26 protein-coding genes and 1 pseudogene are annotated in these 22845 nt (G+C 44.2%); 17 read left to right on the top strand and 10 right to left on the bottom strand.

Translation table 11 applies throughout. The annotated features are described in order from the left end of the window. The first annotated feature begins 7 nt into the window (after positions 1-7). On the top strand, positions 8-1195 hold the full coding sequence (locus A3762_RS07485; RefSeq protein ID WP_082869003.1) for a phosphatidylserine/phosphatidylglycerophosphate/cardiolipin synthase family protein: 1188 nt from the start codon (positions 8-10) through the stop codon (positions 1193-1195). 3 nt (positions 1196-1198) lie between these two features. Here A3762_RS07485 and A3762_RS07480 read toward each other — a convergent pair whose 3' ends face one another. Then, entirely contained in the window at positions 1199-2404 is a 1206-nt protein-coding gene (locus tag A3762_RS07480; RefSeq protein ID WP_068754746.1) for a flagella assembly protein FlgT middle domain-containing protein, read from the bottom strand. Between the two features lie 275 nt (positions 2405-2679). Here A3762_RS07480 and traF point away from each other — a divergent pair, with 275 nt between their 5' ends. The 4 genes from traF to trmL are packed head-to-tail and all read left to right on the top strand — an operon-like array spanning position 2680 to position 6901. Next, complete coding sequence (gene traF, locus A3762_RS07475; protein WP_068754744.1) at positions 2680-3924, top strand: conjugal transfer protein TraF; 1245 nt, start codon at positions 2680-2682, stop codon at positions 3922-3924. A 13-nt stretch (positions 3925-3937) separates the two neighbouring features. Then, positions 3938-5200 carry a multifunctional CCA addition/repair protein gene (locus A3762_RS07470; protein WP_068754743.1) on the top strand — a complete coding sequence of 421 codons (1263 nt, stop codon included), beginning with the start codon at positions 3938-3940 and terminating at the stop codon, positions 5198-5200. A 55-nt stretch (positions 5201-5255) separates the two neighbouring features. Next, complete coding sequence (locus tag A3762_RS07465; protein ID WP_068754741.1) at positions 5256-6437, top strand: acetyl-CoA C-acetyltransferase; 1182 nt, start codon at positions 5256-5258, stop codon at positions 6435-6437. Further along, positions 6437-6901: a tRNA (uridine(34)/cytosine(34)/5-carboxymethylaminomethyluridine(34)-2'-O)-methyltransferase TrmL gene (trmL, locus tag A3762_RS07460; protein WP_068754739.1), complete on the top strand. Its 465-nt coding sequence runs from the start codon at positions 6437-6439 to the stop codon at positions 6899-6901. Before A3762_RS07465 ends, trmL begins: the two co-directional genes overlap by 1 nt. Positions 6902-6983: 82 nt before the next feature. Here the strand turns inward: trmL and secB are convergent, their stop codons facing one another. From secB to A3762_RS07445, 3 genes are all read right to left on the bottom strand, one after another. Then, positions 6984-7508, bottom strand: coding sequence for a protein-export chaperone SecB (gene secB / locus A3762_RS07455; protein ID WP_068476279.1), 525 nt, complete (start codon positions 7506-7508; stop codon positions 6984-6986). 127 nt (positions 7509-7635) lie between these two features. After that, complete coding sequence (gene grxC, locus A3762_RS07450; RefSeq protein WP_068754737.1) at positions 7636-7890, bottom strand: glutaredoxin 3; 255 nt, start codon at positions 7888-7890, stop codon at positions 7636-7638. A gap of 40 nt (positions 7891-7930) precedes the next feature. Then, the gene (locus tag A3762_RS07445; protein ID WP_068754735.1) at positions 7931-8347 is read right to left on the bottom strand and encodes a rhodanese-like domain-containing protein; all 417 of its coding nucleotides are present in this window, start codon (positions 8345-8347) and stop codon (positions 7931-7933) included. Between the two features lie 148 nt (positions 8348-8495). On the opposite strand from A3762_RS07445, the gene gpmM reads away from it, so the two are divergent. The 5 genes from gpmM to A3762_RS07420 all read left to right on the top strand — a co-directional run bounded on the left by gpmM (position 8496) and on the right by A3762_RS07420 (position 14457). After that, positions 8496-10031: a 2,3-bisphosphoglycerate-independent phosphoglycerate mutase gene (gene gpmM / locus A3762_RS07440; RefSeq protein WP_068754734.1), complete on the top strand. Its 1536-nt coding sequence runs from the start codon at positions 8496-8498 to the stop codon at positions 10029-10031. A 138-nt stretch (positions 10032-10169) separates the two neighbouring features. Next, entirely contained in the window at positions 10170-11288 is a 1119-nt protein-coding gene (locus A3762_RS07435; RefSeq protein ID WP_068754754.1) for a murein hydrolase activator EnvC, read from the top strand. A gap of 16 nt (positions 11289-11304) precedes the next feature. Next, complete coding sequence (locus A3762_RS07430) at positions 11305-12675, top strand: S41 family peptidase (protein WP_068754732.1); 1371 nt, start codon at positions 11305-11307, stop codon at positions 12673-12675. Positions 12676-12730: 55 nt separating this feature from the next. Next, positions 12731-13546 carry a divergent polysaccharide deacetylase family protein gene (locus A3762_RS07425; RefSeq protein ID WP_068754731.1) on the top strand — a complete coding sequence of 272 codons (816 nt, stop codon included), beginning with the start codon at positions 12731-12733 and terminating at the stop codon, positions 13544-13546. 59 nt (positions 13547-13605) lie between these two features. Further along, positions 13606-14457 carry a hypothetical protein gene (locus tag A3762_RS07420; protein ID WP_068754726.1) on the top strand — a complete coding sequence of 284 codons (852 nt, stop codon included), beginning with the start codon at positions 13606-13608 and terminating at the stop codon, positions 14455-14457. Here the strand turns inward: A3762_RS07420 and A3762_RS07415 are convergent. The 4 genes from A3762_RS07415 to A3762_RS07400 all read right to left on the bottom strand — a co-directional run bounded on the left by A3762_RS07415 (position 14454) and on the right by A3762_RS07400 (position 16913). Further along, on the bottom strand, positions 14454-15059 hold the full coding sequence (locus A3762_RS07415) for an SCO family protein (protein WP_068754724.1): 606 nt from the start codon (positions 15057-15059) through the stop codon (positions 14454-14456). The two genes, A3762_RS07420 and A3762_RS07415, sit on opposite strands and share 4 nt — an antisense overlap. Before the next feature lie 8 nt (positions 15060-15067). Beyond that, positions 15068-15364 carry a hypothetical protein gene (locus tag A3762_RS28315; protein WP_231878759.1) on the bottom strand — a complete coding sequence of 99 codons (297 nt, stop codon included), beginning with the start codon at positions 15362-15364 and terminating at the stop codon, positions 15068-15070. Positions 15365-15559: 195 nt separating this feature from the next. Beyond that, the gene (locus tag A3762_RS07405; RefSeq protein WP_068754720.1) at positions 15560-15979 is read right to left on the bottom strand and encodes a hypothetical protein; all 420 of its coding nucleotides are present in this window, start codon (positions 15977-15979) and stop codon (positions 15560-15562) included. Positions 15980-16028: 49 nt separating this feature from the next. After that, positions 16029-16913 carry an alpha/beta fold hydrolase gene (locus tag A3762_RS07400; protein ID WP_068754718.1) on the bottom strand — a complete coding sequence of 295 codons (885 nt, stop codon included), beginning with the start codon at positions 16911-16913 and terminating at the stop codon, positions 16029-16031. A gap of 275 nt (positions 16914-17188) precedes the next feature. On the opposite strand from A3762_RS07400, the gene A3762_RS26390 reads away from it, so the two are divergent. From A3762_RS26390 to A3762_RS07385, 5 genes are all read left to right on the top strand, one after another. Beyond that, the gene (locus tag A3762_RS26390; RefSeq protein WP_156493322.1) at positions 17189-17362 is read left to right on the top strand and encodes a hypothetical protein; all 174 of its coding nucleotides are present in this window, start codon (positions 17189-17191) and stop codon (positions 17360-17362) included. Next, entirely contained in the window at positions 17359-17625 is a 267-nt protein-coding gene (locus tag A3762_RS28600) for an OmpW family protein (protein WP_082869000.1), read from the top strand. The genes A3762_RS26390 and A3762_RS28600 overlap by 4 nt, the downstream gene beginning before the upstream one ends. Before the next feature lie 68 nt (positions 17626-17693). Then, positions 17694-17930, top strand: coding sequence for an OmpW family outer membrane protein (locus tag A3762_RS28595; protein WP_082868999.1), 237 nt, complete (start codon positions 17694-17696; stop codon positions 17928-17930). 67 nt (positions 17931-17997) lie between these two features. After that, positions 17998-18516 (top strand): START domain-containing protein, encoded by a 519-nt coding sequence (locus A3762_RS07390; protein ID WP_068754716.1) that lies wholly within the window; start codon positions 17998-18000, stop codon positions 18514-18516. A 231-nt stretch (positions 18517-18747) separates the two neighbouring features. Beyond that, positions 18748-19395, top strand: a complete 648-nt coding sequence (locus A3762_RS07385) for an START domain-containing protein (RefSeq protein ID WP_068754714.1) — start codon at positions 18748-18750, stop codon at positions 19393-19395. A 12-nt stretch (positions 19396-19407) separates the two neighbouring features. Here A3762_RS07385 and udk read toward each other — a convergent pair whose 3' ends face one another. Beyond that, positions 19408-20037 carry a uridine kinase gene (gene udk / locus A3762_RS07380; protein ID WP_068754712.1) on the bottom strand — a complete coding sequence of 210 codons (630 nt, stop codon included), beginning with the start codon at positions 20035-20037 and terminating at the stop codon, positions 19408-19410. A gap of 21 nt (positions 20038-20058) precedes the next feature. Continuing rightward, positions 20059-21306 carry a NupC/NupG family nucleoside CNT transporter gene (locus tag A3762_RS07375; RefSeq protein WP_068754711.1) on the bottom strand — a complete coding sequence of 416 codons (1248 nt, stop codon included), beginning with the start codon at positions 21304-21306 and terminating at the stop codon, positions 20059-20061. A 115-nt stretch (positions 21307-21421) separates the two neighbouring features. On the opposite strand from A3762_RS07375, the pseudogene A3762_RS28780 reads away from it, so the two are divergent. After that, positions 21422-22086, top strand: a pseudogene (locus A3762_RS28780) (SDR family oxidoreductase). Between the two features lie 135 nt (positions 22087-22221). Then, positions 22222-22737, top strand: coding sequence for a DUF6436 domain-containing protein (locus tag A3762_RS07365; protein WP_156493321.1), 516 nt, complete (start codon positions 22222-22224; stop codon positions 22735-22737). Positions 22738-22845: the final 108 nt, after the last annotated feature.

The raw sequence follows: 22845 nt of genomic DNA, 5'->3' as shown, positions 1-22845 counted from the left end.
GGCTTTGATGACACTAATTCCGCATTCTTCGAAGCCTTCAAAACACCCTTCACGATCTTCTATTGATACTCCTCCTCAAGAACAACTGTTCAATGATGCAGAAAGTTATTTTTTTGCGCTCAAAGATAGCATCAATGACGCCAAGTACTGCATTGACATGGAAGTTTATATCTATGAGAACAATACTCTCGGACTACGTGTTGCCGAAATCCTGAAATCTGCTGCAGGGCGCGGCGTGACAGTACGTTTACTCACCGATGGAATTGGCATTGACGACAAGTTTAAAGCAATTGCGGATGATCTTACTCAGCACGGTGTGCAAGTACGTATTCATCGCCCGTTGCCATGGAAACTAGAACAATGGCGCTACGCCGTAATAAAGACCCATGGCATACGAAAACTCTTATATCTTTTACTCTCCATTAACAAACGAAACCATCGCAAAACGGTCATCATCGATAAGCACTTCGCTTTCATAGGCAGCATCAATATCAGCGTCAACCATTTACACAATGAGCATGGTGGCGCTCATTGGCGCGATACCGCTATAAAAATATCTGGGGGAAATCTAAGTGCGCTTGAGCAAGCGTTTGATGCGAGTTGGAATTATTCAAAGCAGAAGGTGAAACGCATCATTACTAAAACTGCGCTAAAATCCAATTTCTTACTCAACTACAACCGTATCCTGCGCAAACATCACCATCGTTTATTACTTCGTCTGATCAATCACGCGCAACATCATATCTTTATCACTAACGCATACTTTGTGCCTGAACCAGCGCTGTTAAAAGCATTGACTTCTGCAGCACAAAGAGGCGTAAACGTTCAAATTATTGTGCCGGAACATTCGGACGTTATTTTTATGCCTTGGGTATCGGCGTACTTTTACAAAAGCCTTTTGCAATCAGGGGCTCATATTTATGAATATCAGCCTGTCATGCTTCACGCCAAAACAATCATGATTGATGAATGGGCGAGTATTGGTTCCAGCAATATGAATCATCGAAGCTTTCGGCACGATCTCGAAGTCGACTACATACTTCAAACCAAAGAAGCCAAACAACAACTACTCGATGATTTTCATCATGATTGTTCGTACACGACCAAACAAACATTGAGTAGTCTTGCCAAACAGCCTTTATGGAAACGAGTTGCGGGAAGTCTAATACTATTGCTCTTCGGACGCTGGCTTTAGTCCTTACCAAACAATCAGAACGTCATCTTGCTGAATATTCAAACGGCCCGGATCTAGCCCAATCTTACCACTAGCAAAATTTGGATGAACCTGAGAGACCGTCAATACAGCTTTTGTATTGGTTAGCTCCAGTCCCTTTTGCTGCAAGGCATCGTAAAAATTGAAACTTCGATAAACACTAAGCTTATCGCCTGGTCGCAATCCTACGCTTGCGCCAGAAGAAAAATGAATTGTTTTTCCATCAACACGAGCAATGCGTGTCATAAAAGGCTGACAACGCAACTGCTCATCTAACGCGAAGCTCATTGACTCGAGTAAGTTAGAGATATGCAATCCGTATGATGTTTTCCAAAAAGCTTGTGTAGCAAAGCCTATTTCATCAGATAAATCTGGAGACCAATCTCCTTGCGTCGCGAAGTTTTCTCGCCATACAAGCTCGCCCGTCAATCCATCATGAACAAACAGATCAACCGAGAATCGACGTCGCTCGTCTGCTTGAGCAAAGAACTTGATACTTTTTCTCCACACCGAGGTTTCATAAGCCTTTGGATTAACTAAACCCATATCACGAACCACTCCAGAAACTACGAACTGAACATTAAGTTTTTTCGCTTCTTGCATCGCATGACTGAGTAAGCGCTGTTCTGTAACTTGAGTCGGTGCATTGATCATAGGGCGATAGGCGCCAACATCAGCTTGCTGGAGCACAGACAAGGAATCTACTTGAGACAAGGCGCTAGACAGCGCGCTAGACAAGCCTTGCTCAACACCGTTTAACCGGCCAATACTTGCCTGATCTGGGACTTGTAAATTAAAGCCAAGTACAGCCACTGATTTTTTGAATCGGCCCGCATCAGAGTTCAGACACTCTGACGAGGCATCAAGATCAACAGCATACTGAATACTAAGATAATCACCTGCAACGTGTTCGTGCTTAATACGTTCTTCTAGTACTCGAATTTTGCTTGCCAAACTATCACTACTCGCTTCTACTCGCCCATTCACAAGTGAATTGTGCTCTTTGCGTTCGATAAAGGCGCGCATCGCTTTAGCGAGTGCATCTTGTCTGGCCGCTTCTCGCGCCTCAACATAGCTCACGTCAGAAAGTGAAGCCTCTCCTGTCGACTCGAACCACTGCGCAAAAGAAACGGCAGACTGTAGAGTAAGCAAAAAAGCTAAAACATATTGAGATAAGGCAAACCTACGCATCCGAACTACCTACTAGCAAGACGACAAAATCATTTAATTGCTAAGATCTAACCAATTTCTATGCCAGCGCTTTTTGGCAAACGATTGCCGCTTAAATACCAACGCCTCAAGCATTCAAGTATCGAAGAAAAGAGTATGGTTTCGTGACGTATATGCCTTTGCAAGCGCTTGCAATTCGTTACAATCCTTAGGTTGTGCGAATTTAAAAATGTAGGAAGTGACCAATAATGCGAACTAGCAGTTTCAGAGGCCTAATAACATTCATATTCCTCTGCATGAGTGCTCAAACAATTGCTGGCTATAGGACCTTACTTGACCCAAGATCCATGGCAATGGGTGGAACTGGCGCTGCAGCAGCGACTAAATTCAACGCATCCCTTCACAACCCTGCCTTGATCGCTTTTAACAGAGGCTCTAAACCCGATCGCTTATATCTCAGTGCATCAATGGGTGCTCGTGAACTGTATAACACCGATTGGGAGGAATCCTTAAATAACTTCCAAGATAGTAATATTGTTCAGGACTATGACCGGCTAGCTAATCCGTCCTCATCTGATGCAGCGGAAGTAAGAGACGTTATTCGTCAAATGAATCTTGAGGGCTACCGAAAAGACGAGACGACTGTCTTCAATTTACTAGTCGATACTCGCCCAGTTACGATCAACTTTTATACACGACGTGACATACGTGAAATGACGACCATTTTGAATAAAGATGAAGAGCAGTTTGCTACACTAATAAATGGTCTTAACGGCGGAGCGCCAGCAGTAGGTACTCTCGAAGAAAGACTAACCTCAACCGTCGACAACACCTATGTCGACATTAGTGAGTTCGGTGTTACCGTAGCCACCACAAATGTAATTTCTTACAACATGCCAATATCTTGGGGCTTCACGCCCAAGCTAGTCGAAATAAGGGGTTCACATCGTGCGGAAAGTATTAACACATATAACCCACGCAACCCACCAGACAAACAGGTAAGTCGTGATTTCTTAGAATGGAATGTTGATTTAGGGTTCTCAATGTTAATGACCGAATCCTTTATGCGCGAAGAGCTAGGCCTTTCAGGTCCGATACTCGACGGCGAATGGATTTTCTCTTTTGTTGGTATGAACATGATCCCGACCGATTTCACACCATACAGACCTGAAAATGCGAGCCGCACAGGCCCTTATCCCGGCACAGCTCGTGCTGTGCAAGCACTCTATCAGTTTGGCGTGGCGCATTACCGCCAAAACTACATGCTTACTATGGATATCGATCTTTCAGAAAACGAGGTCTATGACTTCGAAGGATTAACCCGCTTTCTAAGTTTCGGTGGAGAATATTTTTTAAGAGACGACTTTCACCTCCGTGCGGGCATGCGCATCAACATGGCACAAACATCGGAAGCCGCCAAAGACAAAGCTATTCTAACGGGTGGTTTTTTGTATCAACCACATGGATTCAGTATTGAAGCCGCCGCAATGATTAATGAAGTAGAAATTGGCGGAACAGTTGGTCTTGGCTACGCCTTTTAGCTAAGCTAGCGACATGTCATCACATTCAAATTCTAATCTGCTTCCTGCAGACTCTTATTTCATCGTAGGCGGAGCCGTCCGAGACCGCCTCCTCAACCTTAAAAGCAAAGATCTAGACTGGGTGGTTGTCGGCTTAACACCAGAACAAATGGTGGAACAGGGATTTCAGCAAGTCGGCGCAGACTTCCCTGTTTTTATCCATCCTATCTCTAAACAAGAATATGCACTTGCCCGTACTGAACGTAAACACGGTGAAGGCTACAAAGGGTTTATCTGCGACTTCAGCCCTGAGGTAACGCTTGAGCAAGATCTAGAGAGACGCGACTTAACGATTAACGCTATGGCCGAAGATGCCTATGGCAATGTCATCGATCCGTATAATGGGCAGCAGGATCTCGAGAAAAAAACATTGAGGCATGTATCTTCTGCGTTTTCCGAAGATCCTTTACGCGTTTTACGCGTCGCTCGATTTGCTGCGCGCTTCTATCCCCTAGGATTCTCTGTAGCCCCTGAAACTATCACTTTAATGTCTCAGATCAGTGGTAGCGGCGAACTCGAGACACTCACACCCGAGCGCGTATGGCAGGAAACACAGCGGGCACTTGCTGAGGATTCCCCACACATATATTTTGAAGTCTTGCGCCAATGCAATGCGCTGAAAATAGTCATGCCTGAGCTTGATGCCTTATTCGGAATACCTCAACCAGCAAAACATCATCCTGAAATAGACTGCGGCATACACGCATTAATGAGCTTGCAAGCATCTGCTCAACTGACGCACTCCACAGATGTACGATTTGCTGCTCTAGTGCATGATTTAGGGAAGGCAAAAACCGACTCAAAGCAATGGCCTAAGCATCACGGGCACGAACAACTAGGGCTCAAGCCGATCAAACAACTATGCAAAAAGTTATGCACTAATCGCTACGCAGAATCACTGTCGCTCATTGCTAGCCAATACCATACCCATATCCACAGAGCGTTTGAACTGAAAGCAAGCACCATTCTCAAAGTACTCTCTGCTTGCGATGCTTTTAGAAAACCTCAACAACTTGAAGATTTATTACTAGTTTGTATTTCAGATAGTCGCGGCCGAACAGGATTTGAATCGATCGCCTATCCGCAAGCTGACTACTTTCGTTCTGCGTTGGCGGCAGCGACATCAATCAAACCCCAACCCCTCCTTGAACAAGGATATAAAGGAAAAGAGCTTGGAGGAATGATCGAAAAAGCACGTATTGAGGCAATTTCTCTCGTTGAAAAGCCAGCTATATAGACGCCCCTATTCCCTGAATCTATAATCCGCCCATTCATTTATTCTGGAGTTTGTTATGCGAAATGCAGTTATCGTAGCGGCGGGGCGCAGCGCCATCGCTTCATTCGGTGGTTCTCTTTCTTCCTTGAGTGCCGTTGAGATTGGAACACAAGTTGTTTCTGGTTTACTAGAAAAGACCGGCGTTAACATCGATCAAGTGGATGAAGTAATTTTAGGACAAGTACTCACCGCCGGCTGCGGACAAAACCCAGCAAGACAAACAGCAATTAAGGCTGGATTATCAGTGCAAACACCTGCGCTCACCATTAACAAGGTGTGTGGATCCGGTTTAAAGGCAGTACAAATGGCAGTACAAGCCATTCAGCTTGGTGACGCAGACATTATTATCGCCGGCGGGCAAGAGAGCATGAGCAATGCTCCACATGCACTTCCAAATAGCCGCAACGGACAGCGTATGGGGCCTTGGAATATGGTCGACACGATGATTACCGATGGCTTATGGGATGCTTTCAACGATTATCACATGGGCATTACCGCGGAAAACATTGCAGAAAAATATGAAATCGATCGAGAGGCGCAAGATGCCTTTGCTCTAGGCTCGCAGAACAAAGCAGAACAAGCACAAGCAGATGGCAAATTTAGTGATGAAATTATTGCCATTAGCATTCCTCAGCGCCGCGGCGACCCTATCATATTTGATAAAGACGAAAACATTCGACTAGGTGCAACAATAGAAAGCATCGCTAAAATGCGTCCGGCATTTAAAAAAGATGGCACCGTCACAGCCGCGAATGCCTCATCACTCAATGACGGCGCAGCGGCAGTCATTGTATGTAGCGAAGAGAAAGCCAAAGAACTAAACCTACCCGTTTTAGCCACAGTAAAAGCTTACGCTAATGCCGGAGTACAACCTGAAATAATGGGTACAGGCCCAATTCCTGCCAGTCAGCGTTGCCTTGAGAAAGCAGGTTGGACAATCAACGACCTTGATCTCATAGAAGCAAACGAAGCATTTGCAGTACAAGCCTTGTCCGTCAACCAAGGCATGGGATGGGATGAAACCAAGGTTAACGTTAATGGCGGAGCGATCGCTCTAGGCCACCCTATCGGCGCATCAGGTTGTCGCGTTCTTGTCACATTACTCCATGAAATGATCAAACAAGACGCAAACAAAGGTTTAGCAACATTGTGCATCGGTGGCGGCATGGGTGTTTCGTTAGCGGTTGAGCGCAACTAATGTTCAATATCGTTTTATATGAGCCCGAAATTCCACCAAACACAGGGAATATTATTCGTTTGGCAGCCAACACAGGCTGCCGATTGCATCTCATAGAACCACTTGGTTTCGATCTCGATACGAAAAAATTGCGTCGTGCAGGACTGGATTACCACGAATTTGCGGATGTCTTGACCTACGCCTCATATCAAGAATTCAAGGCTAAACATTCTGGAGCAAGAATATTCGGCATGACAACAAAAGGAAGTCGCCCACACACGGAAATTTCTTACCAAGAAAACGACTTCTTTTTGTTTGGCCCTGAAACTCGTGGATTACCTAGTGATGTTCGAGAGGGACTAGGAACGGACTTTTGTATTCGAATTCCAATGTTGGAAGGAAGTCGCAGCTTAAACCTGTCTAATTCAGTTGCGATTGTCGTGTATGAAGCCTGGCGCCAGCTTAGCTTTCAGGCTGGAAGTTAGATCTGCATAGATTTTTTCGCTCATAAAAAACCGCTAAACAATAAATGCTTAGCGGTTTTTTATGGATTGCAGTCACGCAGTCTTACTGAACTGTTGATTCAGCTGCTTCAGCACTTGCTGCTTCTTGCTCCTGCTGCTGTTTCTTTGCCATTGCCTGCGCAAACATCGCATCAAAATTGATCGGCGCTAACATCACTGGCTGGAAACCACCTTTAACAACGATATTATCAATACTTTCGCGAAGATATGGGAACAACAAGTTAGGGCATACAGCACCTACTGCATGGTGGTACTGAACACCTTCTAAACCGACGATTCTGAAAATACCGGCTTGTTGAACTTCAACAATATACGCCGTCATATCCTCAACCGATACAGTCAAAGTAATCGTGACTGCAACCTCGTGCACTTCCGATTCGATCACTGTGTGCTTGGTATTCAGATCCATTTTTACTTTTGGCTGCCATGCCTTAGTGAAAACAATTGGAGAGTTTGGCGACTCAAAAGAAGCATCTTTTACATATACTTTTTCCATCGCAAAACCAGCTTGCGGTTGTTGATTTGCTTCTTGTTCGGCATTTTCTACTGGAGTTTCGTTTTCAGACATCTTTTTTACCTTAAATCTATATTCTTTTTAGATAGAGCATCGCTCAGTACCTGCATACTAAGCACTGTATCGCTAGATAACGAGTGCACAGCTCTCTTTTTCGGGCCTAAACACATATTTTTTCATATCAAGTAAGCAGAGGATCGAGCTTACCCGCTCGCTCTAGCGCATACAGGTCATCACACCCACCCACATGCGTATTACCAATCCATATTTGTGGCACAGTGTGCTGACGACTCAATCGCATCATTTCTTGACGCAGAGAAGGATCACCATCAACCACTAATTCCTTGTATGACACGCCTTTCTTCTTTAACAAAGACTTGGCTCTCACACAAAATGGACAATAATTTGAGCTGTAAATAACGACGTTTTTAGCCATAACACTGCAATCTCATAAATCTAATATGTGCGGCGATACACTACTTTTTAACAAGTGGCATGTTGCTCGCTTTCCACTCAGCAATGCCACCCTGTAATCGAGCCACATTTTCAAAACCCGCAGCTCTTAAAAGCTTCCCGGCAGTTCCCGAATGTTGCCCCATTTTATCAGCAATAATAATTTGCTTGTCTTTGTAAGTTTCTAGCTCGCTGGTGCGGTCTTTAAAACTTGTGAATGGCACATGGATAGATCCGGTAATACGCCCTTCGTTAAAGTCTTTCTTGTCACGAACATCAACAATAACCGCTTCATCTTTATTCAAAAGTTGTGTAACGGCTAGCGGACTTAAGCTCTGACCAGCCTTTGCTTTTTCGGTCCACCACAACGCGAACAGCAAACCAAAGAAGATGCTGACTAGCTCCCAGTGGTTACCGATAAATTCAAACAAACGATCCATTAGCTTTCCCTTTTAAATATTTCGGCGCGCATTATACACAAGCCATCAAGTACGAGACAGAGACTCTCGGGAATAAGTCGCCAAGAAGCAAAAGAAACGGTAAAATCGCGCCCAATTTTGAACTCTTAAACTTTGAGACCGAAGCATTATGGCAAAACGCACCACTGCACTAATCATTCTTGATGGCTGGGGCTACCGAGAGGAGAGCAATTTTAACGCAATTCAAAACGCTAAAACTCCATTTTGGGATGACATGTGGAACTCCAAACCAAGTACTCTGATTGCCACATCAGGCATGGCGGTTGGATTACCTGACGGGCAGATGGGCAATTCCGAGGTTGGCCATATGAATCTGGGTGCAGGACGTATTGTCTACCAAAACTTCACGCGTATTACCAAAGACATTGAAGATCAAGCGTTCTTTGAGAATGCAGCACTATGCACCGCTATCGATAAGGCGGTCAATGCAGACGCAGCCGTTCATTTACTTGGTTTGCTATCGCCAGGCGGGGTTCATAGCCATGAAGACCATATCATTGCGGCAGTTGAGCTCGCTGAGCGCCGTGGAGCCAAGAAGGTGTATGTTCATGCATTTCTTGATGGCCGTGACATGCCCCCACGCAGCGCAGAACCTTCATTAGAAAAATTAGAAAACTTGCTCAGAGAAAAAGGTATCGGTCGCGTTGCCAGCATCGTCGGCCGCTACTATGCAATGGACCGCGACAACCGATGGGATCGAGTTGAGTCGGCATACAACCTGCTTACCCTCACGGAAGGACAATACACAAGTGCTTCCCCTGTAGCGGGCCTACACGAAGCATATGCACGTGATGAGAATGACGAATTCGTCGCGGCTACCGTTATCCAAGCCCCAGATGACGAGCAAGTACAAATCCGAGACAAAGATGCCGTGCTGTTTATGAATTTTAGAGCAGACCGAGCTCGAGAGATCACTCGCGCATTTGTCGAACCAAATTTCGATGGCTTTGAGCGCAAAGCAATTCCTAGTCTATCTGACTTTGTTATGTTGACCGAGTATGCCGCTGACATCAAAACTTCATGCGCTTACCCACCGAGCGCCCTTCCTAATTGCTTGGGCGAATACATGCAAACGCTTGGAAAAACTCAGCTTCGCATTGCCGAGACGGAAAAGTATGCCCACGTTACATTCTTCTTTAGTGGCGGTCGCGAAGCCTTGTTTGATGGAGAGACACGCGAGCTTATCGCAAGCCCCGATGTAGCAACCTATGACCTAAAACCTGAAATGAGCGCCCCAGAAGTCACAGACAAACTTGTTGCTGCCATTAAGTCTGGCGAATACGATTTGGTTGTGTGTAATTACGCTAACGGGGACATGGTCGGCCATACTGGCAAATACGATGCAGCAGTCAAAGCAGCAGAGTGCCTCGATACCTGTCTAAGTAAAGTTAGCGCCGCGCTTGCAGAAGTGAATGGCCAAGCCTTAGTAACGGCAGATCATGGTAATGCAGAGCAAATGACTGATCCGTCTTCTGGTCAAGCCCATACCTCGCACACTACAACACCAGTACCTCTTGTTTATTTGGGTGATCGCGCGCTTTCGCTAAAAGAAGGCGGTAAGCTAAGCGATGTTGCCCCAACACTGTTAGAGTTGATGGATCTCGAAATTCCTGATGAAATGACAGGATCAAGTCTAATCAAATAAAAACCACACGATAACAAGATGCGTTTTATTGTTACGCATCTTGTTATTACTTGGATATAAAAGGCGAGAAATACAATAGTGGTTGCTCTTTTATCTGAATCCTGCCGGCATAACATGCTTATCGCAGTGTTTCTCGCTATGACACTTTGCCTAACTGCTTTATCTTTCAGTGCATCAGCAGCATCTCAAGAAGAATCTGAAGAAAAACTCGAGCAGCTGAAATCAAACATATCCACGATCACCAATTGGCTGAACAAAGCAAACAAGAATAAATCATCACTCATTCAGCAGCTCAAAGAGCAAGAAAAAACAATTTCTCGTACAAACCTGAAAATCAGCAAAAACAAAACAGAAATCAATAGCTTATTAAAAGAGCTAGACGCACTTAAAATAGATATCAAAAAACAAAAACAGAATATAAAAGCGCAACAAGGTTTTATTATCGAAGAGTTGCAAGCGCTTTATTTAGAGGGGCGACAACCAAAGTTGAAAGCCCTACTCGACCAAGATGACCCTCAAAGCTCTGCGCGATTTCTCGCTTACTTTGATTATCTGCAAGATGCTCGCAGCGCAACAATCAATCAATATGAAAAAGACGTCCAAGCTTTAGAAGAAAGCCAAGCCTTAGTGCTTCGCAAACAAACACTACTTAATACGAACCGAAAAACACTTGAAAAACAGCTAGCAGAGCTGAAAGACCAGACAAACCGAAGAAACGTCACGCTTTCGCAACTCAATAAAGAAATCAAAACTAAGTCAGGTGAACTTACTTCACTCAAAGAAAGTCAAAAACAACTCGAAGAACTACTTGTCCAAGTTGAGAAAAGCATATCAGAACTAAAACTTCCTGAGGCTTCAACGCCGTTTATCAAGCAAAAATCTAAACTTCCTTGGCCAAGCCGTGGTAGAGTTCTAGAGCGTTTTGGGGCTCGCCTTGCACAAGGTAAGTTACGATCTAATGGCATACGAATTCAAGCAAAGGAAGATGCTGGAGTAAAAGCGGTCCATTACGGTCGTGTCGTATTCTCAGACTGGTTAAGAGGCTTCGGCCTGCTCATTATTTTAGATCACGGCGATAACTATCTAAGCCTTTATGGAAACAATAAGAGCTTGCATCGAAGCGTAGGTGACTGGGTTAACCCAGGCGAAGTTATCGCGCATGCAGGCAATAGCGGTGGTCGAGAGCGCCCTAGTTTATACTTCGAAATACGAAAGAATGGTAAGCCGCAAGATCCACGTAAATGGCTAAGCAAATAACATCAGGAAGTCAGGAATGAATTTGAATTTACTCAGAGCTTTAATTATCACGTTTACAGCATACAGCGCTGTATCATTCGCAGACGATACCTCTAGTCCTGAAAATACAACGAACACTGAATCTGGCGCCCCCTCTGAAGCCGTTGCTGAAGGCGACAATTCTGAGAATGCTCAACCAGACCCGCTCCCACTGAATGATCTCAGAAAATTCGCTGACGTATTCGGAAAGATCAAAGCCGCTTACGTTGAAGAAATTGATGACCAGACGCTCATCAAGCACGCCATCCGAGGAATGCTAAACGGTCTAGACCCACACTCTTCTTATCTAGAGCCTGTCGCATACGATGACCTAAAGCAAAACACTTCTGGCTCCTTTGGTGGATTAGGAATTGAAGTAGGTATGGAGAATGGCTTCGTCAAAGTTATCGCTCCCATCGACGAAACACCTGCTCATCTTGGTGGAATTGAAGCTGGCGACTTGATCATTGAACTAGACGACAAGCCAGTCAAAGGCATGAGCCTCAGCCAAGCTGTTGAAAAGATGCGTGGCGAAATCGGCACAAAAATCAAAATTAAATTAGTACGTTCGGGCACGCGAGAGCCTATCGAAATGACGCTAACGCGCGCTGAAATCAAGACGCCAAGTGTTCGTTCTCTCATTCTTGATGAAAAATATGGCTACTTGCGCATTGCGCAATTCCAAGCCAATTCAGGCGATCAATTCGCAAATCGTCTCGAGAAACTCAAAGAAGAAAATCCTGAGCTAAGCGGCCTAATCATCGACCTTCGAAACAACCCCGGTGGTGTATTGCAGGCGGCGGTAAAAATTGCTGATGAGCTATTAGAAGAAGGCCTTATTGTCTATACAAAGGGTCGCTCTGAAATTGCGGACCTTAGCTTTAGTGCCACCGAAGGGGATGCACTAAATGGACTACCTATTATCGTGCTGATTGATACCGGTTCAGCATCTGCTTCAGAAATTTTAGCTGGCGCGCTCCAAGATCATAAACGTGCAGTGATCATGGGAACTCAAAGCTTCGGTAAAGGCTCTGTTCAAAATGTACTGCAGTTAGACGAAGATCATGCATTAAAACTAACAACAGCTCGCTACTTCACGCCAAACGGAAGATCTATCCAAGCACAAGGCATCGTGCCAGACATTGTCGTAAATCGCGCCAAATTAGGCGATGAGCAAAAGCCTGACTTCTACCGTGAAGCCGACTTAGAAGGCCACTTGAGCAACGGTAACGATTCCGATAACGCTGGAACTCAAGATGAAGAAAACGGTGATGATAGCAATATGAAAGAACGTCTCGAAAAAGACTTCCAGTTACAAGAAGCACTCAGTCTGTTGAAAGCCATTGATATCCTAAAAATAGATATCTAAATTCGAGTTACCGCTAATAAAAGCCCAAGCTCCGCTTGGGCTTTGTTATGAAGATATGCTTAACACTCTCAGACAAATCTCATTCATCGTACTAGGACTAAGTCTCAGCCTCCTTGCGCAAGCCGAATCTGTCCCTCAAGCAACTATTGCAATTGTCATCGACGATCTAGGTCATCACCTTAAACGCGGTAAAACGCTCACGGATCTTCCCTACCCGCTCACGCTCGCATTTTTACCACACCGTCAGTATACGAAGACTTTAGCTATTCGCGGCTACAGCCAAGGCAAAGAGATCATGCTGCACGCGCCGATGGAGAACACTCGAAAGTTTTCTCTCGGACGAGGCGGATTAACTGCCAATATGGATAAGACCTTGACGCAAACCACGCTTAACTCAAGTCTTGAAAGTATTCCTTATATCAAAGGCATGAATAATCATACTGGTAGCGCTCTCACTACTAACAAGCAATCTATGTCATGGGTCATGGAGTCCTTAGCTCAGCACCCTTATTATTTTTTGGATAGTAAAACCTCTGCGGATTCGGTCGCGGCGAAAACGGCAATCGAATTTGGTATCCCAACGCTAGTGCGTGACGTGTTCTTAGACCACGAGCAAACACCGCAATACGTAGCAAGCCAGTTTGAGAAATTAATAAAGATTGCAAAGCGTAAAGGAGCTGCCATTGCGATTGGCCACCCTTACCCTGTCACGATCACCTACTTAAAATCGGCACTCCCAAGATTGGGGGAACAAGGAATATCCATCGCCACAGTCAGCGGTTTATGGCAGATACAGCATCCAAACAAGGCCATGTTCCCAAGTGAAAAACCTACAAAAAATACCCAGTTAGCGTTTTCTGGAGACTTCTAAAGCCTCGACTATACTTAGCTCCACTTAAAAACCACGTTCCGTTGACTGGGAGAGATGCTATGAGTGAGGAAAGCGCCTACGCGTTGTTTAAAGACAGCAAGTTGTCAGTAATTACCTTTTCGACAAAAGACGCTGCATTCGCCATCCCACTGCAGCAAGTGCTCTATATCGAAAAAGATGTGAAGCGCAACATTCAACTCGACGAACTCAACAGCTTTAATCACGAAGTGATTACCTATCAAAATTCAACCGTCGAATTGTATGACTTTAATAAGTTGATCGGCGCTGAAGACCATCAAGCTCGCATGCTATCTCTGATTGACAGTTTGGTTGAATACGAAAGTGCCTACAATCAATGGTTTGAACAGATCGAAAATAGCATACATGACGAAGAGCATGTGGCGCGTCCGATTATGCCAAAACTAGCAAGTGAGTTTATTAAGTGGGCAGAGTCCTATAAAAACTCAAATATAGAACTCATGGAAGTGATCAACGCACTTGCTGAACCAGCTAAAGAATTGCATCGCGCCTTCGATCAACTATCTCATATGAACAAACAATCTGATCAAGCCTCGCTTTTACTCAATCGTATCAACGAAAACTCGCTCAAAACATTCCACAATCATATTCAACAAGCAAAAGAGCGCGCAGAAAATAGCATCCGCCCGATTATCTTATTTGTTGAACATGACGAAGGTAGGATTTCAGCGCTTAGGCTCGACAACATCAAAGACATCGTAAACTACGATTGGTCGAACTTTAGCCTAGACGCTTCCGCTCAAGGCCTTATGAAAGAGCGAACCGAGGATTACCACATAGAAGGTTTTCTTCGAAATGAAGATCAAGCACCACTCATGCTGATAAATTGCAAAACTGAGACCATGGCGTTGCCGCAGACTGAAGTTGCTTAGCTAAGCAACTTCAGTAGAGCCTGAGATAATTCCTCAGGTTTGGCGTTATGTTCTAATACCCTAACTAGCTTACCCTGACCATCAACCACGAAATAATAGGCAGTATGATCAATCGTGTACTGGGTCGGGTCGTCACTCGCACCAGTCGATAAAGGCGCTTTGATAAAATATGTCCCATATCGTTTAGCGAGCTCTTGTGTCGTCACTAAATCGCCTCGAACAGGAATGATATTTGGATGGAAAAAGGACACATAAGATCCTAACACTTCACTCGTATCTCGCTCCGGATCGACACTCACAAACACAGCGGGAATATCATTTAACTGATCAGAGCTGTTAAGCGCATCTCTAATAACGGTCAAACCCAGAGGACAGACATCCGGACAAGACGTAAAACCAAAATATAAAATGTAAGGCTGGCCTCGAAGTGTCTTGCTGGAGAAAGTTTCTCCCCCGCTTTCCAGCATAAAATCACCAGCAGTCAAATAAGCGGCCTTCACATCCTCAGGTTCTTTGTGCGCACTTTGCTGATACAACTGAAAGCTCAAAACACCCAAAATAATCAGCGACAAACTAAAAACAATACCCTGTGCTTTTGACATGTTATTTCCTAATTATGTGAATCCGACCTTGAATGAAAATCTGCAAAAAAAGTATAGGCAGACCCACCTACTAGAGCCTGTATATGCAAACGCCAGATCATGCTATCACCCGTCACGCATACCGGAATCATGCCCTGCAACTGCGCGACCTCGTCCTGCATAGTGATGGTGAAATCATGTTCTCCCATAAACATGTCTCGCCCTGCGATCCATGCCTTTTCCACAACAAAATCTTTATCAATAGAGGAATGAGAACTGAAAAAATAAAAATCTAAAGGTTTAAGGGCTGGCAATTCTGACTGCATTAACCTTAAAACAAACTCTTCTGGCTTCGTGGATTGATCAGAGTTCTTCGCGTTAGAAAGACTTACCGAACAACTTTCTTGTGTCTCTAGACATGTAAATTGCAGTGAAGTTCGCTCCAAATCAGAATCAGAAGAACAGCCACTAATACCCCAACAAAACAACAGGCATATTAGCCCTCGAAACATTTGCATGCCTTACTCATCAATGAGCGTAAGCTTGAACGTGACACGCTTCCCTTCGATCGTAGCACCGGCTTTATAGGTATGATGAACAGGAGGCTCGTTGGCTAGATTACCCATCGAGTGGATTTGAATTTCATCAACACTACTTTCGAGAAACACAGACTTGCGGTCCAACAACTCAGCATCAAACACCAAGTAGCCACGCTCTTTCGCAATTTCAGCACAGCGCTTCAATGCAAATTGTTCTATCTGCTCCCATGAAACGCTCGCAGCCTCGGTGTATTCAACGTAATAGCTCATTTTATCGATTTGCAGATCTCTAAAACCTGCAGGACCACCATCAGCAGCTTGATAAGTCGTAACACATGCGCTTAGTAGAGAAGCAATCACAATCAGTAATCCGGCACGAAAACTTAGTAGCGTTTTAAACACATATCACTCCTTTCAAATTTGAGCGTCGATTACACCAGTGTTCGATCCGTCATTCAATGACATTATTACTCTGCCAAAACGAAATTGCTGCACGCAGCACATCCTCTGGCGCTTCGTTCTGAGGGTAATGCCCGATACCACTCAATTTGATCACATCTGGATTTGGCACAAGTTCCTCAAAACGTGCCGCCATATGCAGGCCAGAAATAGGATCCTCAACGCCATTGATAAAGCGTAGTGGAATTGCACTATTGACTACACTGCCAACCCAGCGCTCTCGGTGAAGCGCACGCTCATCCATATACCCCACTAGCTTAACCATGCAATGGCGACCGTTCTCACGCGCTAACAAGTTGAAATGTTCTTGCAATAAATCTCTAGGCAATTTCACCGCGCAGATCGTGTTAAAGCTACTGACAAAACTTCTAAGGCTCGCCATACGAGCGAAAAACTTCCCAAACGGACTACGCAGCAATTTTTGCGTTAATAAAGGGCGATGTACTTCTGGAAATAATCCGCCATTCAAGAATACACAAGACAATTTCTTGGCATCTGGATTCTCTTGATTGCGAGCCAAAAGTTCCTGCGCAACGGTATTACCATAATCATGTGCAAGTAAATGGTAATCCGCAACACCACACGCATTCACGAGAGCTTCAGCAATACTAGCCTGCATCATGATCGAATATTTCGGCAAGTTAGGTTTGTCTGAAAAACCAAATCCTAAGAAGTCGAAGGTAATCACGCGAAAATACTGCGTTAACCTTGGCCATATTTCTTGCCAGTCCCAACTCGATGTTGGAAAGCCATGCAACATTACTAAAACTGGTTTATTGGCATCCTGTGAATCCTGATAAAACACCTGATGCCCTTCAAATTCAAAAAATCTTCCTTGTTCACGCCACTGCGCTAAAGCCTTTTGTGCGTCGTTCAATGCCTACTCGCTTTCAGTTATTTATTGTTGCGCAGAAGCTTAAGAAACACGACATCAAAGAGCCACTCCCAAAGTGATAATTGAGCTGATTATTTCGGCCTACATAGCAATTTTGGTCTAAATTGACCTACGTAAACTAGCTGAGCACTTTGCTATGTACCAACTGATGATGGCGAGCCAAATTGAGCTAGATCAAGTCAAACCAACCAGAAAGTTTGTACACTTGATTCCAAGTTCACGGATTAATTTATCTACAACAAAGATCGAGAAAGATTATGTTCAAGAAAAGTATTCTTTCCCTAGCAGTCGCATCCTTTGGTTTTTCAGGAAATTCATTCGCCTATCAAGAAAGCGACATTATTGTTCGTGGCGGCGCTGCAAAAGTATCTTCTAATGCGTCTAGCGGCTTAATCGGCTCGATACGCCAGCATTTGGCAATACTGGCATAGGCAATGTAGATGTAGATGTAGATAGCGATACCCAACTAGGCTTAAGCGTAATCTATATGTTTAGCGACACATTAGCCATTGAAGTGCTTGGCGTCACACCTTTTGAGCATGACATTAGCCTTGCTATAAATGCCGACATCGCTTCGACAAAACACTTATCACCAACGGTGACATTGAATTACCACCTCATGGACAGCGGCTCAAAATTCCAACCCTATGTTGGCATGAGTCTAAACTACACAGCGTTCTTTGAAGGAAAGTAACACCGGCATTATGTAACGCGGCAACTTTCGAAACACTCGCTGCGGCAGCCGAAGGTGGCCCGGAGGGTATTACAAGCGTAAGCAATACAAAAATTGAATTGGAAGACAGCACCGGCGTTGATATTCATGCCGGCTTTGATTATGTATTGACTGACAGCATTGATTTGAATGGCTCTTACTACTGGATAGACATCGACACCAAGGCTGAGATCACTACCGATAGTAACGCTGGTAAAGTCAAAGCAAGCGTTGATGTTGATATCGATCCATCTATTTACATGTTAGGTATCTCATATACGTTCTAGGCTTATATGATGGCAAGCTTGGGGAGTCTTTTGACTCCCTTTTTTTGTTCGAAATAAAAGGCTCAAAATGCAAATACTTACTCTTATCTCATGGCTATTGTTCTCAATATCCTCAATTCATGCTTGGGAGCTAGAGAAGAGCAACGATGGAATCAAGATTTTCACAAATGAAATCGAAGGCTCAGACTTCAAAGCATTCCGTGGTGAAAAGCACATTACTGCCCAACTATCTGACGTATTAATGGTGATAAAAAATTTAGAGAGCATAGATGATTGGCTACACGAATACATAAAGAGCCAGATAATTGAGCAAGTCTCTGAAAACGAGATTATTGTCTATCAAGAGACAAGCGCGCCTTGGCCCATCACAAATCGCAACTTCGTTCTGAAAATGAAGGTTTCGCAAACAAACTCAAACAAGGCCGTCGTTAGGTTTTCAGCACTTGTGGAACCTGATGTGCCCGACCAAGACTGCGTGCGCGTGACGGAGCTAACTGGAGGCCGGACGCTGACACGAGAAACACCCACTTTGCTGCACATCATCTGTGAAACCTCTGCTGACCCTGCTGGAGATATTCCTGCGTAGTTAGCGAATGCATTTGTTGTAGACCAGCCTTTCAATACACTAAAAAACCTTAGGAGCATCGTTCAGGGTAAATAAGCGGGGGCTGACACCTACATCTTGTGACACCCATATCTTTTGACGCTCACATCGCTCTACGTCACAGACTACTGAGCAAGATCTACGCATACTAAGCAAACTTGCTGATTCACTCATCGTTAAAGCAAATAAGGATATTCGCTTACCGTGCCTAGTATGCCCCGCAACATTTTAGAAGTCCGTTTTATACATATCATTACGCATTGTGCGATCGTGCTCTTATCAGTACTCGCACTTGCTAGCCCTAGTTTTGGATGGGAACTAGTAAAAGACAAAGAAGGTATTCAGATATATACACGCGACTCGCGTTTTGAGAATTTCAAAATGTTTAAAGGTGAAGTCGAACTCGACACATCCATCGATGAGGCCATGGCTTATTTAAGTCAGCCCGCACTTGCAACAGACTGGCTCCATGATTGCAGCGAAAGCCGACTACTGACACTACACAGCCCAGACCATTACGTCGTTTACCAAGTGACTAGCGCGCCATGGCCCGTGAATGACAGAGATTACGTACTAGATATAAAGATTGAAAGAGATCATCAAAAGCGATCTGCAGACATCTATGTACAAGCGCTCGACGATGTAAAAACGGTACCAAGGCATAAAAAGCGTGTGCGAGTAACGGAGCTTTTTGGGCGTTGGCAGCTACAAACAATCAGTGATAAGAAAATAAAACTCAGCTATGAAACTGAAGCGAACCCTACAGGAAAAATCCCCGCCTGGCTCTCTAATGCTTTCGTGATCGACCAGCCTTTTCACACACTTCAAAATCTAAAACTGCATTTCCAAAACAAAGGATAAAACTAGTTAGACCTAATGTTTTCGGCAATGCACTCTAAACTTAGTTTGAATAAGATCAATCGCGACTGAGTTTTTACCTCCACGAGGGATAATGACGTCAGCTTGCTGTTTGGTTGGTGCAATAAAGTTCACATAGCCCGGGCGAACCGTCTTTTTGTACTGGTGAATGACCGACTCTACGGATCGACCTCGCTCAATAGTGTCTCGTTGAATACGCCTCAACAAACAAATATCTAATGGCGTATCGACAAAAAATTTAAGATCTAGCACCTCACAGAGGTCGGTGTGCGTGAACAATAAAATTCCTTCCACTACAACAATTGGTGTGGGTTCAATTACTATCGAATCGGCACTTCTGGTGTGTTGAGAAAAATCATAACAAGGCACTTCAACCGATAAGCCCTCTCGAAGCTGCGCGACATGCTCTTTTAATAAATCATGTTCAATCGCATTAGGGTGGTCATAGTTGGTTTGCTCGCGCTCTTGCATACTCATATGTGACTGGTCGCGATAGTAATTGTCTTCAGAAATCACTTGTATATACTCGCTAGGAAAACTCTCTTTCAAGTTTTTCGCTAACAAACTTTTTCCTGAGGCAGAAGCGCCTGCTACACCAACCAGTAAAGGCCTTGAGTCGCTCATCACTTATCCTTTATAAAATCACTAAGCCAAACTAAGCCCGATAAATAAACCAGCAATGGTCGCGCTCATCAAGTTTGCCAAGGTAGCCGCCGCCACAGCTCGAATACCTAATTGCGCGACTTCTTGACGACGAGATGGCGCCAAAATTCCCAAACCACCAAGCAGCACAGCGATTGAGGCAAAATTAGCAAACCCACATAAAGCAAATATTGTGATCGCTTGCGAAATAGGCTGCATGGTCTCTTGATGCGGTAAAAATTGGCTATATGCGACAAATTCATTAAGAATCAGTTTTTGACCAATTAACGAACCAACGGCCTGAATATCGACGCTCGGCACTCCAATTAACCAAGCAATCGGCGCAAACACCCAACCTAGAATTTCTTGAATGGTTAAATGTCCGTATCCGAACCAGCCTCCTATTCCGCCAACAAGGCCATTAAACAAAGCGATCAAGCTGATGAATGCAATCAGCATTGCTCCGATATTCACAGCGAGTTTTAAACCATTTGAAGCGCCCGTTGCAGCGGCATCAATGGCATTGGCTGGGGCATCATTTCCTTCTTCAACAACATCCACATTTTCCTCAGGGGTTTCAGTTTCTGGCACAATTAACTTCGCCATCAACAAACCACCCGGAGCAGCCATGAAGCTTGCCGCAATGAGATACTTTAACTCGACGCCCATCGAGGCATACCCTACCATCACCGAGCCTGCAATCGAGGCTAAGCCGCCGACCATCACCGCAAACAACTCTGATCGCGTCATCCCGGCTATATAAGGTTTAACAACAAGCGGGGCTTCAGTTTGGCTCACAAAAATATTTGCAGTCGCAGATAAAGATTCTGTTTTACTAGTCCCTAATACCTCGCGTAAGCCACCACCTAAAAACTGAATCACTTTCTGCATTACTCCAAGGTAATACAGCACAGCAACTAATGATGAGAAGAACACGACAATCGGCAACACACGAAATGCAAAGACAAATCCGCCTCCACCAAAGACTTCAAACATTTTGTCGCTAACCAGACCTCCAAACAAAAAGCCAATCCCTTCATTCGCATAATTAATGACGTGAGCAATTCCAGCTGTAATGGTATTTAATATTTCTCGACCAATCGGCACATATAAGATCAATGCTCCCAAGACTATCTGGATCGCAAGCGCTCCAAAAACAGTTCTAGGATTTACCGCACCGCGATTAGTAGACAAAAGAAAGCCAATCCCTAGTAAAACTAGAATACCCAAAACACTAATAAACACACTCATGACTCCAAATCCTTCGCCATTAATTGTGCTGCAAGCGTAGCAAAGTTTTTATTGTTGGCAGGCTTAGCATAAGTTTTGCAACAAAATCAAACAAAGAAAATTTACTGAGTAAAGTATGAATCAAGTCGTCGTTGTAACAGGTGCCAATCGCGGTATTTGTCTGTCGCTATGCAAACACTATGTTTCTCTAGGGTGGGCCGTGATCGCGGTCTATCGAACGCCCTCACCTGCGCTAAGCGCCCTTGATGTCAAAATCGTTCAAGACATCGACATTACCCTCCCCTCTTCAATCGCAGCTTTAAAACAATCATTAGGTGACACCAAGATCCACCTTCTGATCAACAATGCTGGCATCTTGCGTGATGAAAAGATCGCAAACTTAAACTACGAAACTATTCAGTACCAATTTGAGGTGAATACACTGGCCCTCTTCGCGTTACAGAAGCTCTTCAGCGCAATATGACCGATGGTGGAAAAATAGCTTTTATCACCAGCCGTATGGGGTCTATTGAAGATAACACTAGCGGTGGAAGATATGGCTACCGCATGTCTAAATGCGCTTTGAACGCCGCTGCAGTTTCGATTGCTCATGACCTCGCTGACAAAAACATTGCGGTTGCAATATTGCATCCCGGTTTAGTCGGAACGAATATGATTGGCGATATGGGTAATGTCACTCCCGATCAAGCTGCAGAACAACTCGCAAGCCGAATTGAAGCGCTAAATATCACGAACCCGGCAACATTTTGGCATACAAAGGATCATCAACTTCCTTGGTAGCTGCGTATTAGTACTTGACCACGAACTAAATATGATAAGAATATGGGACGTCTCTCAAATTCAAGAGTCATAGAACTTTGAGCGAAGTCGATATTAATGTCTAAAAACGATAACAAGATCCAAAAAGACGCCTTCATGCCCCTAATCTGGGCGCTCGCATGCACGTGGTTACTGGTCGCTAGCCTCGGACTATGGCACCTATTTTCATCTGATTATCGTGCATTTTTACATAAAAATGCTCCAGACATCAGACAGACGCCTGAATATAAAACAGGAAAAATCACACTTGTACACTATATCGATGAACAATGCAGTTGCACACGCTTTGCTAAACCACACATGCGTGAGTTAAAGCGCGAATTAACTAATGTAAATCATATTGAAATGATATCAAATGACAGCACAATGCTAAAATCAGGCTTAAATCTTTGGGCTATATCAAGTCCATCTGTCAGTGTCTTTTCACCAGAGGGCGAAATTCTCTATCACGGTCCCTATTCTTCGGGTGACGTATGCGGACAAGGAGAGGATCTTGTCATGTCACGTCTAGAACAATGGTACGAAGGGTATAAACAGCCACAATTTAACGTGCTAGGTAATGGGTGTTTTTGTCCTTGGAATAATTCAATAGATAAACAAATAAACAAATAAACAGATAAACAGATAAACAAATAAACAGATAAACAGATAAACAGATAAACAGATAAACAGATAAACAGGTAAACAGATAGTCTAAGTTATGATGTATTCAAAACAAGA

Source organism: Oleiphilus sp. HI0125 (genome assembly GCF_001635355.1).
This window is presented reverse-complemented; position numbering and strand designations above follow the sequence as displayed.